This is a genomic window from Shewanella psychromarinicola (genome assembly GCF_003855155.1).
GTDB classification, from domain to species: Bacteria; Pseudomonadota; Gammaproteobacteria; order Enterobacterales; family Shewanellaceae; genus Shewanella; species Shewanella psychromarinicola.
The window spans coordinates 1,333,845-1,357,072 of record NZ_CP034073.1 but is presented as its reverse complement, the minus strand read 5'-3'; the positions used below and the strand labels follow the sequence as shown (position 1 = coordinate 1,357,072).

Sequence of the window (23,228 nt, the reverse complement as noted above, 5' to 3'; positions counted from 1 at the left end):
GAATTAATAGCTTGGGGTTATAATACTTTCACAAAAAAGGCTGACTGACAACGAATAGGGGAAGCCCACAAACCCGTTTGATGCTGCATGCAGATAGTCTATTGAAAAGCATGGGGCGTCACCTCTGTCGACATGATCACTGTTATTTATCAAACGCTGCGACGTTTTAAGCTTAGTTGCTTTACAGAAATAAAAGGTGCTGAACTGAGATTATGTTAATGACAAAAACCAGTAATCGTTAAAGCGCTGGCTGCATTTATTGGGAGGCAGCTCATTCTTCATGAGAAAATTTAGCCATATTAACTCTTGATGTAATAGTTAGCCGTTAAGATAAAGGAGCAATAAGCGGTACTGAAGAGGTACTTGCCCGAACGCTTATAATATGACCGATGCAGGAAAAAAATAAAAAAAACCGAGCCTAAGCTCGGTTTTTTCGGTGAGTAACTAATTACTCAGCAGCTTCTACTTCAACAGCTTCAGCAGCTTCAGGACGACCTACTAACTCGATGTAAGCCATTGGGGCTTTATCACCGGTACGTAGACCGCACTTTAGAATACGAGTGTAGCCACCAGGACGTTCCTGGAAGCGTGGACCCAATTCAGTAAATAACTTACCTACAACTTCAGCGTCGCGGGTACGAGCAAAAACTAAACGGCGATTTGCAACGCTGTCAATTTTAGCAAGTGTTATTAGAGGTTCAACAACGCGACGCAGTTCTTTCGCTTTAGCTACAGTTGTCTTGATAATCTCATGACGAACTATTGAACAAGCCATGTTACGAAACATAGCTTGACGATGACTGCTGTTGCGGTTTAGTTGACGACCACTCTTACGATGGCGCATGACCTAATCCTTATAACCTAAATCTGTACTAACCTGAGACTTATAGGTCGTCAGCTAAACTAGCCGGTGGCCAGTTTTCTAGACGCATACCTAACGACAGTCCGCGAGACGCTAAAACATCCTTAATTTCGGTAAGAGATTTCTTACCTAAGTTAGGGGTCTTAAGCAACTCAACTTCAGTGCGTTGTACCAGATCTCCGATGTAATGAATCGCTTCGGCTTTTAAACAGTTAGCCGAACGTACAGTTAGCTCTAAATCGTCGACAGGACGCAGCAAAATCGGATCGAACTCCGGTTTCTCTTCTACAACAGCCTGCTCAGTCACATCACGTAATTCAACAAACGCATCTAGCTGTTCAGCTAAGATGGTTGCGGAACGACGAATGGCTTCCTCAGGATCAATAGTACCGTTAGTGGTCATATCAATCACAAGTTTGTCTAAGTCAGTACGTTGTTCTACACGAGCAGCTTCAACATTATATGCAATGCGAGCTACAGGCGAGAATGAAGCATCAATCAATAAGCGACCGATTGGGCGATCATCGTCTTCAGTCTGTGCACGAGCCGAAGCAGGCACATAACCACGACCACGCTCAACGCGGATACGCATGCTGATATCATTGTTACCAGTCAAGTGACAGATAACATGATCAGGATTCACGATGGTAACATCACCATCATGCGTGATATCTGCTGCTGTAACAGGGCCTGTGCCGGACTTGCTTAATGTAAGCAAAGCCTCGTCTTTACCCTCGATGGTCACTGCTAATCCCTTAAGATTAAGCAATATCTCAAGGATATCTTCTTGCACGCCTTCCTTACTGCTGTATTCATGCAGTACGCCGTCAATTTCGACTTCAGTAACTGCACAGCCAGGCATAGACGACAATAGGATTCGACGCAACGCGTTACCTAAGGTATGGCCAAAACCACGTTCTAGTGGCTCTAGTGTAACTTTGGCGCGAGTTGAATTAACCTGCTCAATATCAACGAGACGCGGTTTAAGAAATTCTGTAACAGAACCCTGCATTGTGTCCTCTCTTGTTTGTTAGCCTTACTTAGAGTAAAGCTCGACGATCAGCTGTTCGTTAATATCCGCAGACAAATCGCTACGTTCTGGAATACGCTTAAAAGCACCTTCCATTTTCGCATTGTCGACTTCTACCCATGTAGGCTTTTCACGTTGAGAAGCCACTTCTAAAGCCGCTTTGATACGAGCTTGAGTACGTGACTTTTCACGGATGCTTACAACATCATTCGCAGACACTTTGAATGACGGAATATTAACAACACGACCGTTAACCATAACAGATTTATGGCTTACTAGCTGACGTGATTCTGCACGCGTAGAACCGAAACCCATACGATAAACAACGTTATCTAGGCGGACTTCTAAGAGTTGCAATAGGTTTTCACCTGTATTGCCTTTTAAACGTGCAGCTTCTTTGTAGTAGTTACGGAATTGCTTTTCTAGCACTCCGAAAATACGACGAACTTTTTGTTTCTCGCGTAGCTGAATACCATACTCAGACAAACGTGGCTTACGTGCGCCATGTTGTCCAGGTGCAGTTTCTAGCTTACACTTCGATTCGATTGCTCTCACACCGCTTTTTAGGAAAAGGTCTGTACCTTCTCTGCGGCTGAGCTTGAGCTTGGGACCCAAGTATCTTGCCATGATCTTTCTCCAACTATCCTATATACGCAGTGTTATACACGACGTTTTTTAGGTGGACGACAGCCATTATGAGGGATAGGCGTCACATCGGTAATGTTGGTAATTTTATAACCAACAGCGTTCAGCGCACGAATGGCTGATTCACGACCTGGACCTGGACCCTTCACGAAAACTTCAAGGTTTTTAACGCCGTAGTCTTGAGCAGCAATACCTGCACGCTCAGCAGCAACCTGTGCAGCGAATGGTGTTGATTTACGTGAACCACGAAAACCAGAACCACCTGAGGTAGCCCATGACAACGCATTACCTTGACGATCTGTAATGGTGACAATTGTGTTGTTGAAAGACGCATGGATATGAGCCATGCCATCTGCAACCTGTTTACGTACGCGCTTACGCGGAGAACGTGACGGAACTTTAGCCATTTTGGTTTACCTTCCCGTTACTTTCTGATTGGCTTACGTGGACCTTTACGCGTACGCGCATTGGTCTTAGTACGTTGCCCACGAAGGGGCAGGCTACGACGATGGCGGAGACCACGATAACAACCAAGATCCATAAGACGCTTGATGTTCATTGAAATCTCACGACGCAAGTCACCTTCTACTGAATATTTGGCGACTGCTTCGCGTAGGATATCTATCTGAGCTTCGCTCAATTCCTTGATCTTAGCATCTTCGGCGATTGAAGTAGATGCGCAGATTGCTCTAGCGCGTGTACGTCCAATACCAAAGATAGCAGTCAACGCAATGACTGCATGCTTTTGATCAGGAATGTTAATGCCAGCGATACGGGCCACTATGCACTCCTTAAGTTAAAGGTCATCTGCGAAAAGCCCGAAAGGATACTCGACAGACGACAGATTTGCAAACAATATTTTGGTCAGCCCATTATTGGGCTGACCAAACTTCTTTCTTAGCCTTGACGCTGTTTGTGTTTTGGTTCAACACAGATAACGCGAACAACGCCACTACGCTTGACGATCTTGCAATTACGGCAGATCTTCTTCACGGAAGCTCGAACTTTCATTTCATCACTCCGTAAAAGCAATCTTATTTTCCAAAGCGATCTTATTTCGCTTTGTTAACGAGATTAGCTTTCTTCATCACAGACTCATACTGATGAGACATCATATGGGTCTGAACCTGAGCCATGAAGTCCATGGTCACGACGACTATAATTAGTAGTGAAGTACCGCCAAAATAGAACTGTACTTTCCACGCAATTAACATGAACTCCGGAATTAAGCAGATAAAGGTAATATACAACGCACCCGCTAAGGTTAAACGTGTCATTACTTTATCAATGTAACGCGAAGTCTGTTCTCCGGGACGGATCCCAGGAATGAATGCACCACTCTTTTTCAAGTTATCTGCTGTTTCACGAGGGTTAAAAACCAACGCAGTATAGAAGAAACAGAAAAAGATAATTGCTGACGCGTACAATAATGAATACAGCGGTTGTCCTGGTGACACAGCTAAAGCGAAATCGCTTAACCATGACATAGACTCATTTTGACCAAACCACTGAGCCAGTGTGCCTGGGAACAAAATAATGCTGGAAGCAAAGATTGGTGGAATCACACCTGCCATATTAATTTTTAAAGGTAAATGGGTGCTTTGCGCTGCAAAAACCTTACGGCCTTGTTGGCGCTTAGCGTAGTTAACGACGATACGACGTTGACCACGTTCCACAAATACCACTAAATAAGTTACAGCAAATACAATAACAGCGAGCAACAGTAGTACTAAAACATTCATGTCACCTTGACGCGCCTGCTCGGCTGTTGAGCCGATGGCCGATGGTAGACCAGCAACAATACCTGCGAAAATTAAAATCGAGATACCATTACCAATACCACGTTCGGTAATTTGCTCACCTAGCCACATAAGGAACATAGTTCCTGTCACTAGACTCACAACTGCAACAAAGTAAAAACCAATTCCGGGATTGGCCACAAGGCCAGGCATCAGATTTGGTAAACCCGTTGCAATACCGACAGATTGCAGCGTACCCAGCATAAGTGTGCCATATCGAGTATATTGACTGATTTTTTTACGTCCTGATTCGCCTTCTTTTTTTAATTCAGCGAGTGCAGGATGCACAACAGTCAATAACTGCATTATGATAGATGCCGAAATATACGGCATGATACCCAATGCGAAGATAGAAGCACGCTCTAAAGCACCACCCGAGAACATGTTGAACATGCCAAGGATGGTATCTTTTTGCTGAGCAAATAGCTCTGCCAATACAGCGGCGTCAATACCAGGAATTGGCACAAACGAACCGGCTCTAAAGACGATAATTGCGCCAATCACGAACAGAAGACGAGTTTTCAGTTCAGACAAACCGCCTTTCGCGCTTTTTGAATCAAGTCCTGGTTTTGCCATCGATGTATTATTCCTCGATCTTGCCACCGGCAGCTTCAATAGCTGCACGAGCACCTTTAGTTACCTTCAGACCTTTTACAGTCACAGGGCGGTCAATGGTACCTGAAAGAACGATTTTCGCAAACTGGATATTGCGAGTAATAACATTCGCATCTTTCAGTGCATTCAAATCGACAACATCACCGTTAACTTTTGCTAGTTCGAGTAAACGAACTTCAGCTGTTACCAAAGCGCGACGCGAGGTAAAGCCAAATTTAGGTAGGCGGATCTTAAGTGGCATTTGACCACCTTCGAAACCGACGCGAACGCCGCCGCCTGAACGAGACTTCTGACCTTTATGGCCACGTCCCGCTGTTTTACCTAAACCTGAACCGATACCACGGCCTACACGCTTAGGAGCAGATTTAGAACCTGCTGCTGGAGATAGAGTATTTAGACGCATTATCTTAATTCCTCCACCGAAACCATGTAGTACACCTTGTTAATCATACCGCGAACTGAAGGTGTATCTTCAATTTCGACAGTGTGACCAATGCGGCGTAGGCCTAAACCGGTTAAGGTTGCACGGTGTTTTGGTAAACGACCAATGCTGCTTTTAGTCTGTGTGACTTTTAAAGTTTTAGTAGCCATGGTGCATTACCCCCGAATTTCATCAACATTCAGGCCACGTTTTGCTGCGATTTGAGCTGGTGACTTCATGTGCACCAACGCATCGACAGTTGCGCGAACGATGTTGATCGGGTTAGTAGAACCGTATGCTTTTGACAGAACGTTATGAACGCCTGCTACTTCCAATACGGCACGCATTGCGCCTCCGGCAATAATACCGGTACCCTGTGATGCTGGTTGCATATAAACTTTAGAACCAGTATGGCGACCTTTAACTGGGTGATGCAAAGTACCTGCATTCAACTCCACGGTTACCATATTTCGACGGGCTTTTTCCATTGCTTTTTGAATAGCAGCTGGAACTTCTCGCGCTTTACCATAGCCATAGCCGATCTTACCATTACCATCACCCACAACTGTTAGTGCAGTGAAGCTAAAGATACGACCGCCTTTAACTACTTTAGAAACACGATTAACTGCAATTAATTTCTCTTGCAGATCGTCTTTTTGCTGAGCTTCTAATTTAGCCATTTTTATAACCCCTTAGAACTTCAGGCCAGCTTCACGAGCGGCATCTGCTAACGCAGCGACACGACCATGATACTTGAAACCAGAACGGTCGAACGCAACTATTGCTACGCCCTTCTCGATCGCACGCTCAGCAACAATTTTACCTACTGCTTTAGCTGCATCCACGTTACCGGTACTCTTTAGTAGTTCTTTAACCGCTTTTTCAACGGTTGAAGCAACTGCCAACACCTGAGCTTCAGGATTGATTACCTGAGCATAAATGTGACGTGGTGTACGATGTACAACCAGACGATTCACGCCCAGCTCTTGGATCTTCTTACGTGCACGAGTAGCGCGACGTAAGCGAGATGTTTTCTTATCCATATCGCGTTACCTACTTCTTCTTAGCCTCTTTACGGCGTACTACTTCGTCGTCATAGCGAACACCTTTGCCCTTATAAGGCTCTGGTGGACGATATCCGCGAATTTCAGCAGCAACCTGACCAATTAACTGTTTATCAACGCCCGAAAGCACGATTTCAGTTTGGCTAGGACACTCTGCAGTAACGCCTGCGGGCAGTTTGTGTACTAATGGATGTGAAAAACCTAAAGTTAAATCTAAGTCACTACCAGCAATCTTTGCACGGTAACCTACACCAACTAATTTAAGTTTTTTCACAAAACCTTGAGATACACCAACAACCATATTGTTTACCAATGCACGTGCAGTACCAGCCTGTGCCCAAGCGTTAGCAACGCCTTCGACAGGAAGGAACTTAACTTGTGCATCGTCGATAACAACATTTACCGCATTGTTGATTACTCGAGTCAGACTTCCTTTACTGCCTTTCACAGTTAAGGTCTGTTCGTTTAAAGTCACCTCTACGCCAGCAGGAACAGTGACTGGTGCTTTTGCAACACGAGACATTTCTAGCTCCTTACGCTACGTAGCAGATAACCTCGCCACCCGAGCCATTTTGGCGGGCGGCGCGATCAGTCATCAAGCCTTTAGAAGTGGACACAATTGCGATACCCAGACCGCCCATCACCTTTGGTAGCTCGTCTTTACCTTTGTAAATACGAAGACCAGGGCGACTTACACGCTGGATAGTCTCAACGACTGGTTTGCCTTGAAAGTACTTTAAGGTAATTTCTAATTCAGGCTTAGCTTCATCTGCTACGGCGTATTCAGTAATGAAACCTTCATCTTTAAGTAATTTCGCAATTGCTACTTTTAACTTAGCTGAAGGCATCTTTACAGATACGTGGTTAGCAGCTTGGCCGTTACGAATACGGGTTAACATATCCGCAATAGGATCTTGCATGCTCATATTAGCTTACTCCGTGACAAGTGCTTACCAGCTGGCCTTACGCAGACCAGGAACTTCACCACGCATGGTTGCTTCACGTAATTTAATACGGCTTAAGCCGAATTTACGTAGGAAACCATGTGGGCGACCAGTTTGATTACAGCGGTTGCGTTGACGCGCAGCGCTAGAATCACGTGGTAGAGCTTGTAACTTAAGTACAGCATCCCAGCGATCTTCGTCAGAAGTTGCAGGACTGTTGATAATAGCCTTAAGTGCTAAACGCTTTTCAGCATATTTAGCTACGAGCTGCGCACGTTTTGCTTCACGTGCTTTCATAGATGTTTTTGCCATTATGCTACCCTTATTTCTTGAATGGGAAGTTAAAAGCGTCTAACAAAGCACGACCTTCTTCATCATTCTTCGCAGTAGTAGTGAAAACAATATCCATACCACGAATTTTATCGATTTTATCATAATCGATTTCTGGGAAGATGATCTGCTCACGCACGCCCATTGCGTAATTACCACGACCGTCAAACGCTTTAGCGCTTAAGCCTCGGAAATCACGAATACGTGGTATTGCAATGTCAACTAAACGCTCTAAAAATTCCCACATACGCTCACCGCGTAGGGTCACTTTACAGCCAATAGGGTAGCCTTCACGGATTTTAAAACCAGCAACTGATTTACGTGCAACAGTTACAATTGGTTTCTGGCCAGCGATTGCAGTCATGTCACGGAGCGCATGCTCCATAACTTTCTTATCTGCAACAGCTTCGCCTACACCCATGTTGAGGGTGATTTTTTCAATCCGAGGGACTTGCATGACACTGCTATAACCGAACTTTTTAGCTAGTTCAGCGATTACAGTCTCTTGATATTTATCATGCAGTTTCGCCATCGTTTACTCCAAATTACTTAACGAGTTCGCTGTTCGATTTAAAGAAACGGACTTTTTGGCCGTCTTCAAATCGGAAACCAACACGATCTGCCTTGCCTGTGGCTTGGTTAAAGATCGCAACGTTTGATGCTTGAATCGGTGCTTCTTTCTCGATAACGCCGCCAGTCACGCCCAATTGAGGGTTTGGTTTCTGGTGCTTTTTAACAAGATTGAGGCCTTCAACAATTAACTTACCAGTAGGTAAAACTTGAGAAACCTTACCGCGGCTACCCTTGTCTTTACCTGCTAGTACAATTACTTCGTCTTCACGACGGATTTTAGCTGCCATTTGAAGCTCCTTACAGTACTTCTGGTGCCAGCGAGACAATCTTCATGAATTTATCATTACGCAATTCACGTGTCACTGGGCCAAAGATACGAGTACCAATCGGTGCAAGGTTTGCATTAAGCAAAACCGCTGCATTTCGATCGAAGCGAATGACAGAACCGTCTGGACGACGAACGCCTTTCTTAGTACGGACTACCACCGCGTTATATACATCACCTTTCTTCGCTTTAGCGCGAGGAATTGCTTCTTTAACAGAAACTTTGATGATGTCGCCGATACCGGCATAACGACGATGAGAGCCACCCAAGACCTTAATACACTGAACTCTGCGTGCGCCGCTGTTACATGCGACGTCTAGAGTCGATTGCATTTGGATCATTTCAAGTGCTCCGCTATCGTTACTACACAATCCCACTATGGGACTACATTTGAACCAAATTCAAGTAATAATTTACTTAAAAATGGCGCGCAAGTATAACACACATTTTCGGGATGCATAGCAAAAAAAACAAACGGCCCCAAATACTGGGGCCGTTTACGTTAGCCTAATAAAATTAGGCTTTTGTCACTACTTCAGCAAGCGTCCAAGACTTAGTCTTAGATAGCGGACGACACTGGCTAATCGCCACGTAATCCCCTTCGTTACACTGATTAGTTTCGTCATGTGCATGGATCTTAGTAGTACGCTTAATGTACTTCCCATAAATAGGATGTTTCACTTGGCGCTCAATAGCAACAGTAATAGACTTGTCCATTTTGTTGCTAATTACTTTACCTTGCAAAGTACGGGTTTTATCAGACATTACGCACCTGCCTTAGAAGTAATAATGGTCTTTACACGTGCAATGTTACGACGCACTAGTTTCAATTGATTAGTTTGGCTCAACTGACCAGTAGCGTGTTGCATACGCAGGTTAAACTGCTCACGCAGCAGACCAAGTAATTCAGCGTTAAGTTCTTCAACGCTCTTTTCTCTTAGTTCGCTCGCTTTCATTACATCACCGTCTTAGTTACGAAGGTAGTCTTCAGAGGAAGTTTGGCTGAAGCCAAAGCAAAGGCTTCACGAGCCAACGCTTCAGGAACACCATCCATCTCATAAAGAACCTTACCAGGTTGAATCTGACATACCCAGTATTCAACGTTACCTTTACCTTTACCCATACGCACTTCTAGAGGCTTAGAGGTAATTGGCTTGTCAGGGAAAACTCGAATCCAAATTTGTCCTTGACGCTTAACGTGACGTGTCATGGCACGACGTGCAGATTCAATTTGACGAGCAGTTAAACGGCCACGGCCGACTGCTTTCAAACCGAAAGTACCAAAGCTAACTTCAGTACCGTTCGCTAGACCGCGGTTGCGGCCCTTGAACATCTTGCGAAACTTCATACGTTTAGGTTGCAGCATAAAAGTTTCTCCTATTTACCACGAGGCTTACGCTTGGGTTGCTGCTTAGGCTCTTCAATAGCTGGTATTAAACCGTCTAGAACTTCGCCTTTGAAGATCCAAACTTTAATACCAATCACACCATATTGCGTGTGACTTTCTGCAGTTGAATAGTCGATATCGGCACGCAAAGTATGTAGAGGTACACGACCTTCACGATACCATTCTGCACGCGCGATTTCAGCTCCGCCTAAACGGCCGCTCACTTGAACTTTGATACCTTGAGCACCAATGCGCATTGCGTTTTGTACTGCGCGCTTCATAGCACGACGGAACATAACACGACGCTCTAACTGCTGAGCTATAGAGTCAGCGACGAGCTTAGCGTCTAATTCAGGCTTACGGATCTCAGCGATGTTGATTTGAGCAGTAGTACCAGTGATTTTAGACACATAGGCACGTAATACTTCAACGTCTTCACCTTTCTTACCAATCACAATACCTGGACGGGCAGTGTGAATAGTAACGCGGATGCTCTTCGCTGGGCGTTCAATAACAATCTTAGATACTGATGCGGCTTTTAACTTTTCAGTTAAATATTGACGCACTTCCCAGTCGCTGTTCAGATTATTTGCATAGTCTGACTTATCTGCGTACCAGGTAGAGATCCAAGGCTTAGTGATACCCAGACGGATACCATTAGGATGTACTTTCTGTCCCATTGCTCTCTTCTCCTAGCGATCTGCTACAACCACAGTAATGTGACTGGTACGCTTCATGATACGATCAGCGCGGCCTTTAGCACGTGGCAAGATGCGCTTCATTGTTGGGCCTTCATCTACGAAGACGGCTCCAACTTTAAGCTCATCAATGTCAGCACCTTCGTTGTGTTCGGCGTTTGCGATAGCTGAGTCAAGTACTTTTTTAACTAGTACGGCGGCTTTCTTGGGGCTGAATGTCAAAATCTCGAGCGCCTTAGAAACAGGCAATCCACGAATTTGATCAGCAACTAGACGGGCCTTCTGCGCAGACGTACGAGCAAAACGATGTTTAGCTAAAACTTCCATCTTATTCCTCCCGTATTAACGCTTCTTCGCTTTCTTATCTGCGACATGGCCGCGATAAGTGCGAGTTGGTGAAAATTCACCAAGCTTGTGACCGATCATTTCGTCAGTTACGAACACAGGTACGTGCTGACGACCATTATGGACAGCGATGGTCAACCCAATCATATTAGGGATGATCATTGAGCGACGAGACCAAGTCTTAATTGGCTTTTTGTCTCCCGCTTCCATCGCTTTCTCTACCTTCTTCAGCAAGTGCAGGTCAATGAAGGGACCTTTCTTGAGAGAACGTGGCATGGCGAATCCTCTTAACTATTTATTACGACGACGTACGATGTACTTGTCAGTGCGCTTGTTGCTACGAGTTTTATAACCCTTAGTCGGCACACCCCATGGACTCACTGGATGACGTCCACCAGAAGTACGGCCTTCACCACCACCATGTGGATGGTCTACTGGGTTCATTGCAACACCTCGAACTGTAGGGCGTATGCCTCTCCAGCGCGTAGCACCTGCTTTACCTAACTGGCGTAGCATGTGCTCGGAATTACCAACTTCACCAAATGTTGCGCGGCAATCTACTGGAACTTTACGCATTTCGCCAGAGCGAAGACGTAGAGTTGCATAAGCACCATCACGCGCAACAACTTGTACATAAGCACCAGCTGAACGTGCGATCTGAGCGCCTTTACCAGGCTTCATTTCAACAGCGTGTACAACACTACCTACTGGAATGTTGCGTAACGGTCTAGCGTTACCAGTCTTGATTTCTGCATCCAAGCCAGATTGGATTGGGTCGCCAGCTTTCATGCCTTTTGCAGCAAGAATATAACGACGCTCACCATCTGCATACAGTACTAACGCGATGTGCGCTGTACGGTTTGGATCGTATTCAAGACGTTCAACTTTCGCAGGAATACCATCTTTGTTGCGTTTAAAGTCAACAATACGATAGTGCTGCTTATGTCCACCACCTATGTGGCGAACAGTGATACGGCCAGTATTGTTACGGCCACCACTTTTAGTTTTTTTCGCCAACAGGCCAGCAAAAGGTTTACCCTTATGCAGGTCCGTATTCACCACTTTAACTACGTGGCGACGACCTGGAGAGGTTGGCTTACACTTAATAACTGCCATGATAATTCTCCTTTGCTTATTCAGCGCCGCCGACGAAATCAATGTCAGCACCAGCAGCTAAAGTAACATAGGCTTTTTTCCAATCGATGCGACGACCAACTCGGCCACCAGTACGTTTGGTTTTGCCTTTATTAACTAAAGTGCGAACCGAATTAACTTCAACTTCAAATAGCTTCGCTACTGCAGCTTTAATCTCTGCTTTAGTTGCATCGATGGCTACGCGGAAGACTACAGTGTTGTTTTTCTCAGCAAGCACAGTACTCTTTTCAGAGATATGTGGACCAAGAATAACTTTTAGCAAACGTTCTTCGCGGATCATGCTAGCATCTCCTCGATTTGCTTCACTGCGTCAGCAGTAACAAGAACAGTGTTGAACGCAATTAGACTCACTGGGTCAAGACCCGCTACGTCACGAACGTCAACTTTGTATAAGTTGCGAGCTGCTAAGAATAAATTCTCATCAACTTCAGCAGTAACAATTAGAACGTCTTCTAAGTTCATTGCTTTTAATTTAGCTTTCAGCTCTTGTGTTTTAGGAGCTTCGACACCAAATGATTCAACAACAACCAGACGATCTTGACGTACCAATTCAGAAAATATGCTCTTAAGAGCACCACGGTACATCTTCTTGTTAACTTTTTGGCTATGATCTTGTGTTTTAGCAGCGAAAGTTACGCCACCGCCACGCCAGATTGGGCCTTTAACACTACCGGCACGAGCGCGGCCAGTGCCTTTCTGACGCCAAGGCTTTTTGCCTGAGCCAGTTACTTCTGCACGAGTCTTTTGGGCACGAGTGCCCTGACGCGCGTTTGCAGCATACGCTACAACTACCTGATGAACCAGTGCCTCGTTAAAGTCACGGCCGAAGGTAGTTTCGGAAACTTCAAGAGCGCTCTGGGCGTCTTTCAATACCAATTCCATTACTATCTCCTCAGACCTTAAGCTTTAACTGCTGGCTTGATAATCAAGTCACCATTGGTAGCGCCTGGAACTGCGCCGCGTACTAATAACAAGTTACGTTCTGCATCAACACGTACAACGTGTAGATTTTGAGTCGTTACTTGCTCAGCACCCATATGGCCTGACATTTTCTTGCCTTTGAATACACGACCAGGCGTTTGGTTCTGACCGATAGAACCATTCGAACGGTGTGCCAAAGAGTTACCGTGAGTCATATCTTGAGTACGGAAGTTCCAACGCTTAACACCGCCTTGGAAGCCTTTACCCTTTGATTGACCGGTAACATCTACTTTCACTGTCTCAGCGAAAATATCAACATTAATTTCAGCACCAACTTCAATGCCTTCGCCTTCACCATCTGCTAAACGCATTTCCCATAAACCACGACCGGCTTCGACGCCGCCCTTGGCAAAGTGACCTGCTTCTGCTTTAGTGATGCGATTGGCTTTTTTGGTACCAGTAGTTACTTGAAGTGCACGATAACCGTCTGTTTCTAAAGTTTTCACTTGAGTAACACGATTGCCTGCAATTTCAATTACTGTTACAGGGATTGACGTACCATCTTCAGTGAAGATGCGAGTCATACCCACTTTACGACCAATAAGACCGATAGCCATCTCTCAAACCTCTTCTAAGGATCTCAATTAACCTAAGCTAATCTGAACGTCGACACCAGCCGCAAGATCTAAACGCATTAATGCGTCTACAGTCTTTTCTGTTGGCTCTACGATGTCAACTAAACGCTTGTGGGTACGAATTTCGTACTGATCACGAGCATCTTTATTAACGTGCGGAGAGATCAAAACGGTATAACGCTCTTTGCGAGTAGGTAGTGGAATAGGTCCACGTACCTGCGCGCCTGTACGCTTAGCAGTTTCAACGATTTCCGCTGTAGACTGATCAATTAAACGATGATCAAAGCCTTTCAAGCGGATACGGATTCTTTGGTTCTGCATTGACCAGAGCTCCTAAAATGGACATATAAAAAATCACCCTCTAGCTTCTTCCTAATGGAAAAGCAGAGCGAGATGATTTAACCGTTCGACTCCCAATCGGAGTCGCTGTGAAAATGATTAACCATACTGGTTAGTCATTATAATTTACGCTGCACTAGTCAGCGAGGGGGCAAGTATACAGAACTTTTATCGGAGATCAAGCCCATTGTGTAAATAGTCTTCAGAAAGTTGTTTTACAATCAATTGCTGAGTATTCACTACACATCCTGGGTCAATACCACCAATGATTGTCAGTTTCTAAAAATAAAAAAGGAAGCCGAGGCTTCCTTTTTCAGTGTTCACTAAAGTCGCTATTACGCGATAATTTTAGCTACAACACCTGCACCAACTGTACGGCCACCTTCACGGATAGCAAAACGTAAACCGTCATCCATCGCGATTGGGTAAATCAGTGTAACTACCATCTTGATGTTATCACCAGGCATAACCATTTCTACGCCTTCTGGTAACTCAATTGTGCCTGTTACGTCTGTTGTACGGAAGAAGAACTGTGGACGGTAGCCTTTGAAGAATGGAGTATGACGTCCGCCTTCTTCTTTGGACAACACGTAGACTTCTGACTCAAACGTTGTGTGTGGGTTAATTGAACCAGGCTTAGCTAGTACTTGACCACGTTCAACATCATCACGCTTAGTTCCACGTAATAACACACCACAGTTTTCGCCAGCACGACCTTCGTCAAGTAACTTACGGAACATTTCTACACCAGTACAAGTCGTTTTAGTTGTTGGTCTAACACCAACAATTTCTACTTCGTCTGATATACGAACGATACCACGTTCAACACGACCGGTTACCACTGTTCCACGACCTGAAATCGAGAATACGTCTTCGATTGGTAGTAGGAACGGCTTATCGATGTCACGCTCTGGCTCTGGAATATAAGTATCTAAAGCTTCTGCAAGCTCAAGAATTTTAGCTTCCCACTCTGGCTGGCCTTCTAGTGCCTTAAGCGCTGAACCTTGGATTACTGGTAAATCATCACCTGGGAAGTCGTATTCTGAAAGAAGCTCACGCACTTCCATTTCTACTAATTCTAGTAATTCTTCGTCATCTACCATGTCACATTTGTTCATGAATACGATGATGAAAGGGACACCTACTTGACGAGAAAGCAAGATGTGCTCACGTGTTTGTGGCATTGGGCCATCAGTAGCAGCTACTACTAAGATTGCGCCGTCCATCTGTGCAGCACCGGTAATCATGTTCTTAACATAATCCGCGTGACCTGGACAATCTACGTGTGCGTAGTGACGTAATGGTGTGTCATATTCGATGTGAGAAGTATTAATTGTAATACCGCGCTCACGCTCTTCTGGAGCGTTATCGATTTGAGCGAAGTTACGAGCTTCACCACCATATGTCTTAGACAAAACGGCAGAAATTGCTGCTGTTAAGGTTGTTTTACCATGGTCAACGTGACCAATGGTGCCCACGTTTACGTGAGGCTTATTACGTTCAAATTTAGCTTTTGCCACGATATATTCCTTTCTTTTCAGAAGTGCTCGATTAATTCGAGCAATATAACATTGATGCCGTAACCAATATTAGTTACGAGATTCTATAATCGCTTTTGCAATGTTTTGCGGTGCATCTGCGTACTTCAAGAACTCCATAGAGTATGAAGCGCGACCCTGAGATGCAGAGCGCAAATCAGTCGCATAACCAAACATTTCAGATAGAGGCACTACTGCATGAACAAGTTTAACACCTGCGATGCCATCGTCCATACCTTCAATTATGCCACGACGGCGGTTTAAATCACCCACAACATCGCCCATATAATCTCCAGGTGTAGTCACTTCTACTTTCATACAAGGTTCGAGCAACACAGGGGTTGCTTCTAGCGCGCCCTTTTTGAAGCCCATAGAGCCTGCAATTTTGAACGCCATTTCGTTCGAGTCCACATCATGATATGAACCATCAAACAAACTGACTCTCACATCAAGTACAGGGTAGCCGGCTAATACGCCATTCTTCATCTGTTCTTGAATACCTTTGTCAACGGCAGGAATGAATTCTCGAGGAACTACACCACCTACAACTTCGTTAACAAATTCGTAGCCCGCACCCTCTTCGAGTGGTTCAATTCTTAACCAAACATGGCCATATTGGCCACGTCCGCCTGATTGACGTACGAATTTACCTTCCACTTCTACTTTAGAACGAATTGTTTCACGGTAGGCAACCTGTGGTTTACCTACGTTACACTCTACACCAAATTCGCGACGCATACGGTCAACGATGATGTCTAGATGCAATTCGCCCATACCAGATATTAGTGTTTGTGCCGACTCTTCATCAGTTTCAACTTTGAAAGACGGGTCTTCTGCTGCTAGTTTTTGCAGCGCAATCCCCATTTTATCTTGGTCAGCTTTTGAACGAGGCTCAACGGCAATGGTAATTACGGGTTCAGGGAACTCCATGCGCTCAAGAATCACTCTGTGATTGTTATCGCAAAGGGTATCACCGGTTGTTACATCTTTAAAACCGATAGCAGCCGCTATATCGCCAGCACGTACTTCTTTCAGTTCTGTTCGGTCATTAGCGTGCATTTGCACAATTCGACCTACTCGCTCACGTTTCTGCTTAACAGAATTATAAACACCAGCACCTGATTCAAGTACACCTGAATACACGCGGATAAAGGTCAGTGTACCAACAAATGGATCAGTCGCAATTTTAAATGCTAAAGCCGCAAAAGGGGCATTGTCATCTGGTAGGCGTTTGACTTCTTTTTCGCTTTCATCAATGCCTGTAATTGCAGGAACATCAATAGGTGCAGGTAAAAAGTCAACTACCGCATCGAGTACCGCTTGCACACCTTTGTTCTTAAATGCAGAACCGCAAGTGGCTAACACGATCTCATTGTTAATTGTGCGCTGACGCAACGCTGTTTTGATCTCTACTTCTGATAACTCACCCTCTTCAAGGTATTTGTTCATCAGTTCATCAGAGGCTTCAGCTGCTGCTTCCACGAGATACTCATGCATTTCTGCAGCTTTTGCCGCTAGATTTGCAGGAATGACTTCATAAGTAAATGTCAGCCCCTGATCTGTTTCAGACCAGTTAATGGCTTTCATCTTAATTAAATCAATAACACCCTTGAAGTTCTCTTCTACACCAATGTTTAATTGTATTGGTACACAAGTCGCACCAAGGCGGTTACGAATTTGATTTATTACACGGTCAAAATCAGCACCTGCACGGTCCATCTTGTTAACAAACACCAGACGTGGAACGTGGTATTTATCTGCTTGACGCCATACAGTTTCAGATTGTGGTTCAACGCCTGACGAGCCGCAAAATACTACTACAGCACCATCGAGAACACGTAATGAACGCTCGACTTCAATTGTAAAGTCTACGTGACCTGGGGTATCGATGATATTAATACGGTGTTCAGCGAATTGAGCATCCATGCCACGCCAAAATGTTGTTACTGCAGCAGATGTGATAGTAATACCACGCTCTTGCTCTTGTACCATCCAATCTGTCGTAGCGGCGCCGTCATGCACCTCACCGATTTTATGAGACATACCGGTATAGAACAGAACACGTTCTGTTGTGGTAGTTTTACCTGCATCCACATGAGCAACAATACCGATATTACGATAACGCTCAATTGGGGTTGTACGAGCCACTATTATACCCTCTCAGCTAAAACTTTTGGTTTTAGCAATATCAACAATATGGAGCGGACCGAAGTCCGCTCCATCATATTACCAACGGTAATGGGCAAATGCTTTGTTAGCTTCAGCCATGCGATGCACGTCTTCACGCTTCTTAACCGCAGTACCTTTGTTGTCAGACGCATCTAGCATTTCACCTGCTAGACGTAAAGCCATAGATTTTTCACCACGTTTGCGAGCAGCTTCAACTAACCAGCGCATCGCTAGTGCGTTACGACGCACTGGACGAACTTCACATGGTACTTGATAAGTAGAACCACCAACACGACGAGATTTAACTTCGACTGATGGGCGAACGTTATCAAGAGCTGCTTCAAGGATACTTAAATGATTTTCGCCTTTCTTTTCAGCGACAACATCTAATGCCTTGTAAATAATTTTTTCTGAAGTCGACTTTTTGCCGTCCTTCATAATGACGTTGATGAACTTAGCCAACAACTCACTGTGAAACTTTGGATCTGGTAGGATTTTACGTTGTCCTACAACGCGACGTCTTGGCATATTAATTCTCCGTATGCTTCAGGTATTTCCAAAACTGGAATGTCAAATAAATATTAGCTTGGCCTTACTTAAACGGAATACGTTAAGACTTAGGTCGCTTAGCACCGTACTTAGAACGGCCTTGGCGACGTGAAGTCACGCCAGCACAGTCTAATGCGCCACGAACAGTGTGGTAACGCACACCAGGTAAGTCTTTAACACGACCACCACGGATTAGGATTACACTGTGTTCTTGCAAGTTATGGCCTTCACCACCGATATACGAAGTGACTTCGAAACCGTTAGTTAGACGCACACGAGCTACTTTACGTAGTGCAGAGTTAGGTTTTTTAGGTGTTGTAGTGTACACACGAGTACAAACACCACGTTTTTGTGGGCACGCGTTCAACGCAGGCACATTAGTCTTTTCGACTTTTGGCGCGCGTGGCTTACGTACCAACTGGTTAACAGTTGCCATGTATAGCTCCGACAGTTGATTTAAACTCAACAATAAGGTGTGAAAAATCTATATCCCACAATGGTGGGACGCGGAATTTTAGAAAGGTAATGGCTGCCTGTCAAGAAATAGCCAACTTTTCGTGCATATTCCGATAAAAAAGGCGCCAATGGCGCCTTTTTTAACAAACCATTAACTTAATCTTGGCTACCAGCCAAGTTTAGTAGGTCTGCTAGGTTCTGTTCAGCTTCGCTTGCGGTTACTGTTGTAGCTTCCACTTTGCCACGAGAACTTAATACTTTAGCACGTTCTTCGTTACGGGTTTTGTGATAAGCATAACCAGTACCGGCTGGGATCAAACGACCAACAATTACGTTTTCTTTCAGACCACGTAATGGATCGCTCTTGCCACCAACGGCCGCTTCAGTTAACACACGAGTGGTTTCCTGGAACGAGGCTGCAGAGATGAATGATTCAGTCGCCAAAGAAGCTTTGGTAATACCGAGTAATTCACGCTCAAACGTTGCAGGTGCTTTACCTTGAGCGACTAGCTCACGGTTAGCAATCTTCACGCGTGATACTTCTGCTTGTTCGCCCGCTAGGAAATCACTATCACCTGCTGAAGAGATTAAACACTTACGCAGCATTTGACGAATGATCACTTCGATGTGCTTATCGTTGATCTTAACGCCCTGTAGACGGTAAACGTCCTGTACTTCGTTCACAATGTAGTTAGCTACGTTGTGAATACCACGAAGACGCAAGATGTCATGTGCCGCTTCTGGACCGTCTGCAATAACTTCACCACGTTCGACTTTTTCACCTTCGAACACGTTTAAGTTACGCCACTTAGGGATCATTTCTTCATAATGTTCACTACCATCTGCTGGAGTGATCACTAGACGACGTTTACCCTTAGTTTCCTTACCGAACGAGATCGTACCAGAGATTTCTGCAAGAATGGCAGGCTCTTTTGGTTTACGCGCTTCGAATAAGTCAGCAACACGTGGAAGACCACCGGTGATATCACGGGTTTTAGACGATTCTTGTGGAATACGTGCTAATGGGTCACCAACGTTGATGTTCGCGTTATCGTCTTTCGACACAATCGCGTTACCCGGTAAGAAGTATTGAGCTGGTACTTCTGTACCAGGGATCGTTAAGTCATTACCGTTTGCATCAACTAAGCGAATTGCTGGACGTAATTCTTTACCTGCTGAAGTACGCGCACCGACATCGAGCACCACGACAGAAGATAAACCGGTTAATTCATCTGTCTGACGTGTCATGGTGACACCGTCAATCATATCAACGAATTTAACACTACCAGCCACTTCAGAAATAATTGGGTGAGTATGTGGATCCCAGTTAGCGATAATTTCGCCAGCGGCAACTTCACTGTCTTCCAATTTCTCTAATACGGTACCGTAAGGCACTTTATAACGCTCTTTCTCACGACCTAGCTCATCGATGATGGCTAATTCAGAAGAACGAGATACGATAACGAGCTTACCGTCGATGTTAGAAACATGCTTAGCATTGTGTAACTTCAGAGAACCCGCGTTCTTAACTTGAACGTTGTTTTCTGCAGAAGCTCGAGATGCCGCACCACCGATGTGGAACGTACGCATGGTTAACTGAGTACCAGGTTCACCAATTGACTGCGCAGCTACAACACCAATCGCTTCACCGTGGTTAATAATATGACCACGAGCCAAGTCACGTCCGTAACACGCTGCACACACACCGAAGTCTGTATCACAGGTAATAACTGAACGTACAATAACTTCATCGATACTGTGTTCTTCTAACGTATTACACCATGCTTCATCAAGGAGTGTGTTGCGTGGAGCAAGCACTTCTTCTGTACCAGGCTTCATTACGTCAAGAGCAACCACGCGACCTAGAACACGTTCGCGTAATGGTTCAACAACATCACCACCTTCAATAAGCGGTTTCATTGTTAGACCACGTTCAATACCACAGTCATCTTCAATAACGACTAAGTCTTGTGCAACGTCTACTAAACGACGGGTTAAGTAACCCGAGTTCGCCGTCTTCAATGCGGTATCGGCAAGACCTTTACGCGCACCGTGAGTAGAAATAAAGTACTGTAGTACGTTAAGACCTTCACGGAAGTTAGCCACAATTGGGGTTTCGATGATTGAGCCATCTGGCTTAGCCATCAGACCACGCATACCGGCTAACTGACGGATCTGAGCCGCACTACCACGAGCGCCCGAGTCAGCCATCATATAGATACTGTTAAACGATGCTTGTTGCTCTGGAACACCATCACGGTTAATCACTGTCTCAATTGACAGGTTTTCCATCATCGCTTTCGAGACTTTTTCGTTAGCGCTTGCCCAGATATCAATTACTTTGTTGTAACGCTCACCGGCGGTAACAAGACCTGATTGGAACTGCTCTTGAATTTCAAGCACTTCAGCTTCAGCGTCTGCTACTAAGGTGTATTTCTCGTCTGGAATAACCATGTCATCGATACCAACAGAGGCACCAGAAATGGTCGCAAAACGGAAACCGGTATACATCAATTGGTCAGCAAAGATAACGGTATCTTTAAGGCCTAATTGACGATAACAGGTGTTCAACAACTTAGAGATCTGCTTCTTACCCATGTTTTGGTTAACCAAATCATACGATAAGCCTTCAGGCAAAATTAATGATAAAAGAGCACGACCAACAGTTGTATCAATGATACGAGTTGCTTTAGTTCTTTCGCCATCTTCTGCAATATGCGTTTCGGTAATACGCACTTTAACGCGAGCATGTAATTCAGCAACGCCAGTAGCGTAAGCTTTCTCTACTTCAGACACATCAGAAAAAGCCATGCCTTCACCGCGACCGTTAACACGCTCACGACTGGTGTAGTACAAACCTAATACAACGTCCTGAGACGGAGTAATTACTGGCTCACCGTTAGCAGGTGACAAAATGTTGTTGGTTGACATCATTAGCGCACGAGCTTCTAACTGAGCTTCAAGCGTTAATGGTACGTGAACCGCCATTTGGTCACCGTCGAAGTCGGCGTTGTATGCCGCACAAACTAACGGATGCAATTGAATTGCTTTACCTTCAATCAGTACAGGTTCAAATGCTTGAATACCCAGTCTGTGAAGTGTAGGTGCACGGTTAAGCATGACTGGATGTTCACGAATCACTTCGTCTAACACATCCCATACTTCAGCCTGTTCGCGTTCAACCATTTTCTTAGCAGCTTTAATAGTAGTCGCTAAACCACGACCTTCTAACTTGCCGTAGATGAATGGCTTGAATAGTTCAAGCGCCATCTTCTTAGGAAGACCACACTGATGCAGACGTAAAGTAGGACCTACGGTAATTACCGAACGGCCTGAATAGTCAACACGCTTACCGAGTAAGTTCTGACGGAAACGACCTTGCTTACCCTTGATCATATCAGCAAGAGATTTAAGCGGACGCTTGTTAGAACCGGTAATAGCACGACCGCGACGACCGTTATCTAATAGCGCATCAACTGACTCTTGTAACATACGTTTTTCATTACGTACGATAATGTCAGGCGCAGCTAAATCTAACAGACGCTTTAAGCGGTTGTTACGGTTGATAACACGACGATATAGATCGTTCAGATCTGATGTCGCGAAACGACCACCATCTAACGGCACTAATGGACGTAGATCAGGTGGAAGAACCGGTAATACTTTTAAGATCATCCACTCTGGTTTGTTACCAGATGTGAAAAATGCTTCCATCAGTTTAAGGCGCTTAGTGACCTTCTTGCGACGGGTTTCTGAGTTGATTGAAGGCAACTCTTCACGCATTTGCTCGATCTGTTCTTCTAAGTTGATAGCACGTAGCAATTCAAGAACTGCTTCGGCACCCATCTTAGCTTCAAACTCATCACCGTATTCTTCTAACGCATCAAGATATGTTTCTTCGGTTAGCATTTGGCCGCGCTCAAGCGTGGTCATGCCCGGCTCGATCACCACAAATGATTCGAAATACAGTACGCGTTCAATATCACGCAACGTCATGTCCAGCATTAAGCCGATACGTGACGGAAGTGATTTTAAGAACCAAATGTGGGCAACTGGACTAGCCAGATCTATGTGACCCATGCGCTCACGACGCACTTTAGTCTGGGTAACTTCTACGCCACACTTTTCACAAATCACACCACGATGCTTCAAACGCTTGTATTTACCACACAAACATTCGTAATCTTTAACTGGACCAAAGATACGCGCACAGAACAAACCTTCGCGTTCAGGCTTGAATGTACGGTAGTTAATGGTTTCTGGCTTCTTTACTTCACCAAAAGACCAAGAACGGATTAGATCTGGCGAGGCCAAACCAATTTTAATACCGTTAAATTCTTCAGTCTTACTTTGCTGCTTAAGAAACTTTAATAAGTCTTTCACGTTTCTCTCCTGAAGGAGTTAAACCAGGTGCTTTGCTGATGCAAA

33 protein-coding genes are annotated in these 23,228 nt (G+C 44.8%); all 33 read right to left on the bottom strand.

Annotated elements, in window-relative coordinates; translation table 11 throughout:
• Window positions 1-448 precede the first annotated feature (448 nt).
• The 33 genes from rplQ to rpoC all read right to left on the bottom strand — a co-directional run bounded on the left by rplQ (window position 449) and on the right by rpoC (window position 23,183).
• Window positions 449-844 (bottom strand): 50S ribosomal protein L17, encoded by a 396-nt coding sequence (gene rplQ, locus EGC80_RS05930; protein WP_101033752.1) that lies wholly within the window; start codon window positions 842-844, stop codon window positions 449-451.
• A 40-nt stretch (window positions 845-884) separates the two neighbouring features.
• A complete protein-coding gene (locus EGC80_RS05925) occupies window positions 885-1,874 on the bottom strand; it encodes a DNA-directed RNA polymerase subunit alpha (protein ID WP_101033750.1) in 990 nt (329 codons plus the stop codon).
• A 24-nt stretch (window positions 1,875-1,898) separates the two neighbouring features.
• Complete coding sequence (gene rpsD, locus EGC80_RS05920; protein WP_101033748.1) at window positions 1,899-2,519, bottom strand: 30S ribosomal protein S4; 621 nt, start codon at window positions 2,517-2,519, stop codon at window positions 1,899-1,901.
• A 32-nt stretch (window positions 2,520-2,551) separates the two neighbouring features.
• A complete protein-coding gene (gene rpsK / locus EGC80_RS05915; RefSeq protein ID WP_011635661.1) occupies window positions 2,552-2,944 on the bottom strand; it encodes a 30S ribosomal protein S11 in 393 nt (130 codons plus the stop codon).
• A gap of 17 nt (window positions 2,945-2,961) precedes the next feature.
• Window positions 2,962-3,318 (bottom strand): 30S ribosomal protein S13, encoded by a 357-nt coding sequence (gene rpsM / locus EGC80_RS05910; protein ID WP_101033746.1) that lies wholly within the window; start codon window positions 3,316-3,318, stop codon window positions 2,962-2,964.
• 116 nt (window positions 3,319-3,434) lie between these two features.
• A complete protein-coding gene (gene rpmJ / locus EGC80_RS05905; protein ID WP_006083579.1) occupies window positions 3,435-3,548 on the bottom strand; it encodes a 50S ribosomal protein L36 in 114 nt (37 codons plus the stop codon).
• Between the two features lie 41 nt (window positions 3,549-3,589).
• Complete coding sequence (secY, locus tag EGC80_RS05900; protein ID WP_101033744.1) at window positions 3,590-4,912, bottom strand: preprotein translocase subunit SecY; 1,323 nt, start codon at window positions 4,910-4,912, stop codon at window positions 3,590-3,592.
• A 7-nt stretch (window positions 4,913-4,919) separates the two neighbouring features.
• The gene (rplO, locus tag EGC80_RS05895; RefSeq protein WP_011635657.1) at window positions 4,920-5,354 is read right to left on the bottom strand and encodes a 50S ribosomal protein L15; all 435 of its coding nucleotides are present in this window, start codon (window positions 5,352-5,354) and stop codon (window positions 4,920-4,922) included.
• Window positions 5,354-5,542, bottom strand: coding sequence for a 50S ribosomal protein L30 (gene rpmD / locus EGC80_RS05890; protein ID WP_101033742.1), 189 nt, complete (start codon window positions 5,540-5,542; stop codon window positions 5,354-5,356). Before rpmD ends, rplO begins: the two co-directional genes overlap by 1 nt.
• A 6-nt stretch (window positions 5,543-5,548) precedes the next feature.
• Window positions 5,549-6,052, bottom strand: a complete 504-nt coding sequence (rpsE, locus tag EGC80_RS05885; protein ID WP_011494651.1) for a 30S ribosomal protein S5 — start codon at window positions 6,050-6,052, stop codon at window positions 5,549-5,551.
• A 12-nt stretch (window positions 6,053-6,064) separates the two neighbouring features.
• Window positions 6,065-6,415: a 50S ribosomal protein L18 gene (gene rplR, locus EGC80_RS05880; RefSeq protein ID WP_101033740.1), complete on the bottom strand. Its 351-nt coding sequence runs from the start codon at window positions 6,413-6,415 to the stop codon at window positions 6,065-6,067.
• A gap of 10 nt (window positions 6,416-6,425) precedes the next feature.
• A complete protein-coding gene (rplF, locus tag EGC80_RS05875; RefSeq protein ID WP_124013993.1) occupies window positions 6,426-6,959 on the bottom strand; it encodes a 50S ribosomal protein L6 in 534 nt (177 codons plus the stop codon).
• Between the two features lie 10 nt (window positions 6,960-6,969).
• Entirely contained in the window at window positions 6,970-7,362 is a 393-nt protein-coding gene (rpsH, locus tag EGC80_RS05870) for a 30S ribosomal protein S8 (RefSeq protein WP_101033736.1), read from the bottom strand.
• Between the two features lie 24 nt (window positions 7,363-7,386).
• Window positions 7,387-7,692 carry a 30S ribosomal protein S14 gene (gene rpsN / locus EGC80_RS05865; protein WP_124013992.1) on the bottom strand — a complete coding sequence of 102 codons (306 nt, stop codon included), beginning with the start codon at window positions 7,690-7,692 and terminating at the stop codon, window positions 7,387-7,389.
• Window positions 7,693-7,702: 10 nt separating this feature from the next.
• Complete coding sequence (gene rplE, locus EGC80_RS05860; protein ID WP_101033732.1) at window positions 7,703-8,242, bottom strand: 50S ribosomal protein L5; 540 nt, start codon at window positions 8,240-8,242, stop codon at window positions 7,703-7,705.
• A gap of 13 nt (window positions 8,243-8,255) precedes the next feature.
• Window positions 8,256-8,570 (bottom strand): 50S ribosomal protein L24, encoded by a 315-nt coding sequence (gene rplX, locus EGC80_RS05855; protein WP_101033730.1) that lies wholly within the window; start codon window positions 8,568-8,570, stop codon window positions 8,256-8,258.
• 10 nt (window positions 8,571-8,580) lie between these two features.
• Window positions 8,581-8,949: a 50S ribosomal protein L14 gene (gene rplN / locus EGC80_RS05850; RefSeq protein ID WP_011635649.1), complete on the bottom strand. Its 369-nt coding sequence runs from the start codon at window positions 8,947-8,949 to the stop codon at window positions 8,581-8,583.
• A 175-nt stretch (window positions 8,950-9,124) separates the two neighbouring features.
• Window positions 9,125-9,373 carry a 30S ribosomal protein S17 gene (rpsQ, locus tag EGC80_RS05845; protein WP_101033728.1) on the bottom strand — a complete coding sequence of 83 codons (249 nt, stop codon included), beginning with the start codon at window positions 9,371-9,373 and terminating at the stop codon, window positions 9,125-9,127.
• On the bottom strand, window positions 9,373-9,564 hold the full coding sequence (gene rpmC, locus EGC80_RS05840) for a 50S ribosomal protein L29 (RefSeq protein WP_101033726.1): 192 nt from the start codon (window positions 9,562-9,564) through the stop codon (window positions 9,373-9,375). Before rpmC ends, rpsQ begins: the two co-directional genes overlap by 1 nt.
• The gene (rplP, locus tag EGC80_RS05835) at window positions 9,564-9,974 is read right to left on the bottom strand and encodes a 50S ribosomal protein L16 (RefSeq protein ID WP_101033724.1); all 411 of its coding nucleotides are present in this window, start codon (window positions 9,972-9,974) and stop codon (window positions 9,564-9,566) included. The genes rpmC and rplP overlap by 1 nt, the downstream gene beginning before the upstream one ends.
• Before the next feature lie 11 nt (window positions 9,975-9,985).
• Window positions 9,986-10,675, bottom strand: coding sequence for a 30S ribosomal protein S3 (gene rpsC / locus EGC80_RS05830; RefSeq protein WP_124013991.1), 690 nt, complete (start codon window positions 10,673-10,675; stop codon window positions 9,986-9,988).
• A 12-nt stretch (window positions 10,676-10,687) separates the two neighbouring features.
• Window positions 10,688-11,020, bottom strand: a complete 333-nt coding sequence (gene rplV, locus EGC80_RS05825) for a 50S ribosomal protein L22 (RefSeq protein WP_101033720.1) — start codon at window positions 11,018-11,020, stop codon at window positions 10,688-10,690.
• A 15-nt stretch (window positions 11,021-11,035) separates the two neighbouring features.
• Window positions 11,036-11,314, bottom strand: a complete 279-nt coding sequence (gene rpsS, locus EGC80_RS05820) for a 30S ribosomal protein S19 (protein ID WP_101033718.1) — start codon at window positions 11,312-11,314, stop codon at window positions 11,036-11,038.
• 15 nt (window positions 11,315-11,329) lie between these two features.
• Window positions 11,330-12,154, bottom strand: a complete 825-nt coding sequence (gene rplB / locus EGC80_RS05815; protein ID WP_101033716.1) for a 50S ribosomal protein L2 — start codon at window positions 12,152-12,154, stop codon at window positions 11,330-11,332.
• A gap of 16 nt (window positions 12,155-12,170) precedes the next feature.
• Entirely contained in the window at window positions 12,171-12,473 is a 303-nt protein-coding gene (gene rplW / locus EGC80_RS05810; protein WP_101033714.1) for a 50S ribosomal protein L23, read from the bottom strand.
• The gene (gene rplD, locus EGC80_RS05805) at window positions 12,470-13,075 is read right to left on the bottom strand and encodes a 50S ribosomal protein L4 (protein WP_101033712.1); all 606 of its coding nucleotides are present in this window, start codon (window positions 13,073-13,075) and stop codon (window positions 12,470-12,472) included. Before rplD ends, rplW begins: the two co-directional genes overlap by 4 nt.
• Window positions 13,076-13,092: 17 nt before the next feature.
• Window positions 13,093-13,731 (bottom strand): 50S ribosomal protein L3, encoded by a 639-nt coding sequence (rplC, locus tag EGC80_RS05800; protein ID WP_101033710.1) that lies wholly within the window; start codon window positions 13,729-13,731, stop codon window positions 13,093-13,095.
• Between the two features lie 27 nt (window positions 13,732-13,758).
• Entirely contained in the window at window positions 13,759-14,070 is a 312-nt protein-coding gene (gene rpsJ / locus EGC80_RS05795; RefSeq protein ID WP_011635639.1) for a 30S ribosomal protein S10, read from the bottom strand.
• Window positions 14,071-14,423: 353 nt separating this feature from the next.
• The gene (gene tuf / locus EGC80_RS05790) at window positions 14,424-15,608 is read right to left on the bottom strand and encodes an elongation factor Tu (protein WP_101033683.1); all 1,185 of its coding nucleotides are present in this window, start codon (window positions 15,606-15,608) and stop codon (window positions 14,424-14,426) included.
• A gap of 69 nt (window positions 15,609-15,677) precedes the next feature.
• Complete coding sequence (fusA, locus tag EGC80_RS05785; protein WP_101033707.1) at window positions 15,678-17,774, bottom strand: elongation factor G; 2,097 nt, start codon at window positions 17,772-17,774, stop codon at window positions 15,678-15,680.
• 78 nt (window positions 17,775-17,852) lie between these two features.
• On the bottom strand, window positions 17,853-18,323 hold the full coding sequence (gene rpsG, locus EGC80_RS05780; protein ID WP_101033705.1) for a 30S ribosomal protein S7: 471 nt from the start codon (window positions 18,321-18,323) through the stop codon (window positions 17,853-17,855).
• Between the two features lie 82 nt (window positions 18,324-18,405).
• Window positions 18,406-18,780, bottom strand: coding sequence for a 30S ribosomal protein S12 (rpsL, locus tag EGC80_RS05775; RefSeq protein WP_101033703.1), 375 nt, complete (start codon window positions 18,778-18,780; stop codon window positions 18,406-18,408).
• Between the two features lie 176 nt (window positions 18,781-18,956).
• Window positions 18,957-23,183, bottom strand: coding sequence for a DNA-directed RNA polymerase subunit beta' (gene rpoC / locus EGC80_RS05770; RefSeq protein ID WP_124013990.1), 4,227 nt, complete (start codon window positions 23,181-23,183; stop codon window positions 18,957-18,959).
• Between the last annotated feature and the right edge of the window lie 45 nt (window positions 23,184-23,228).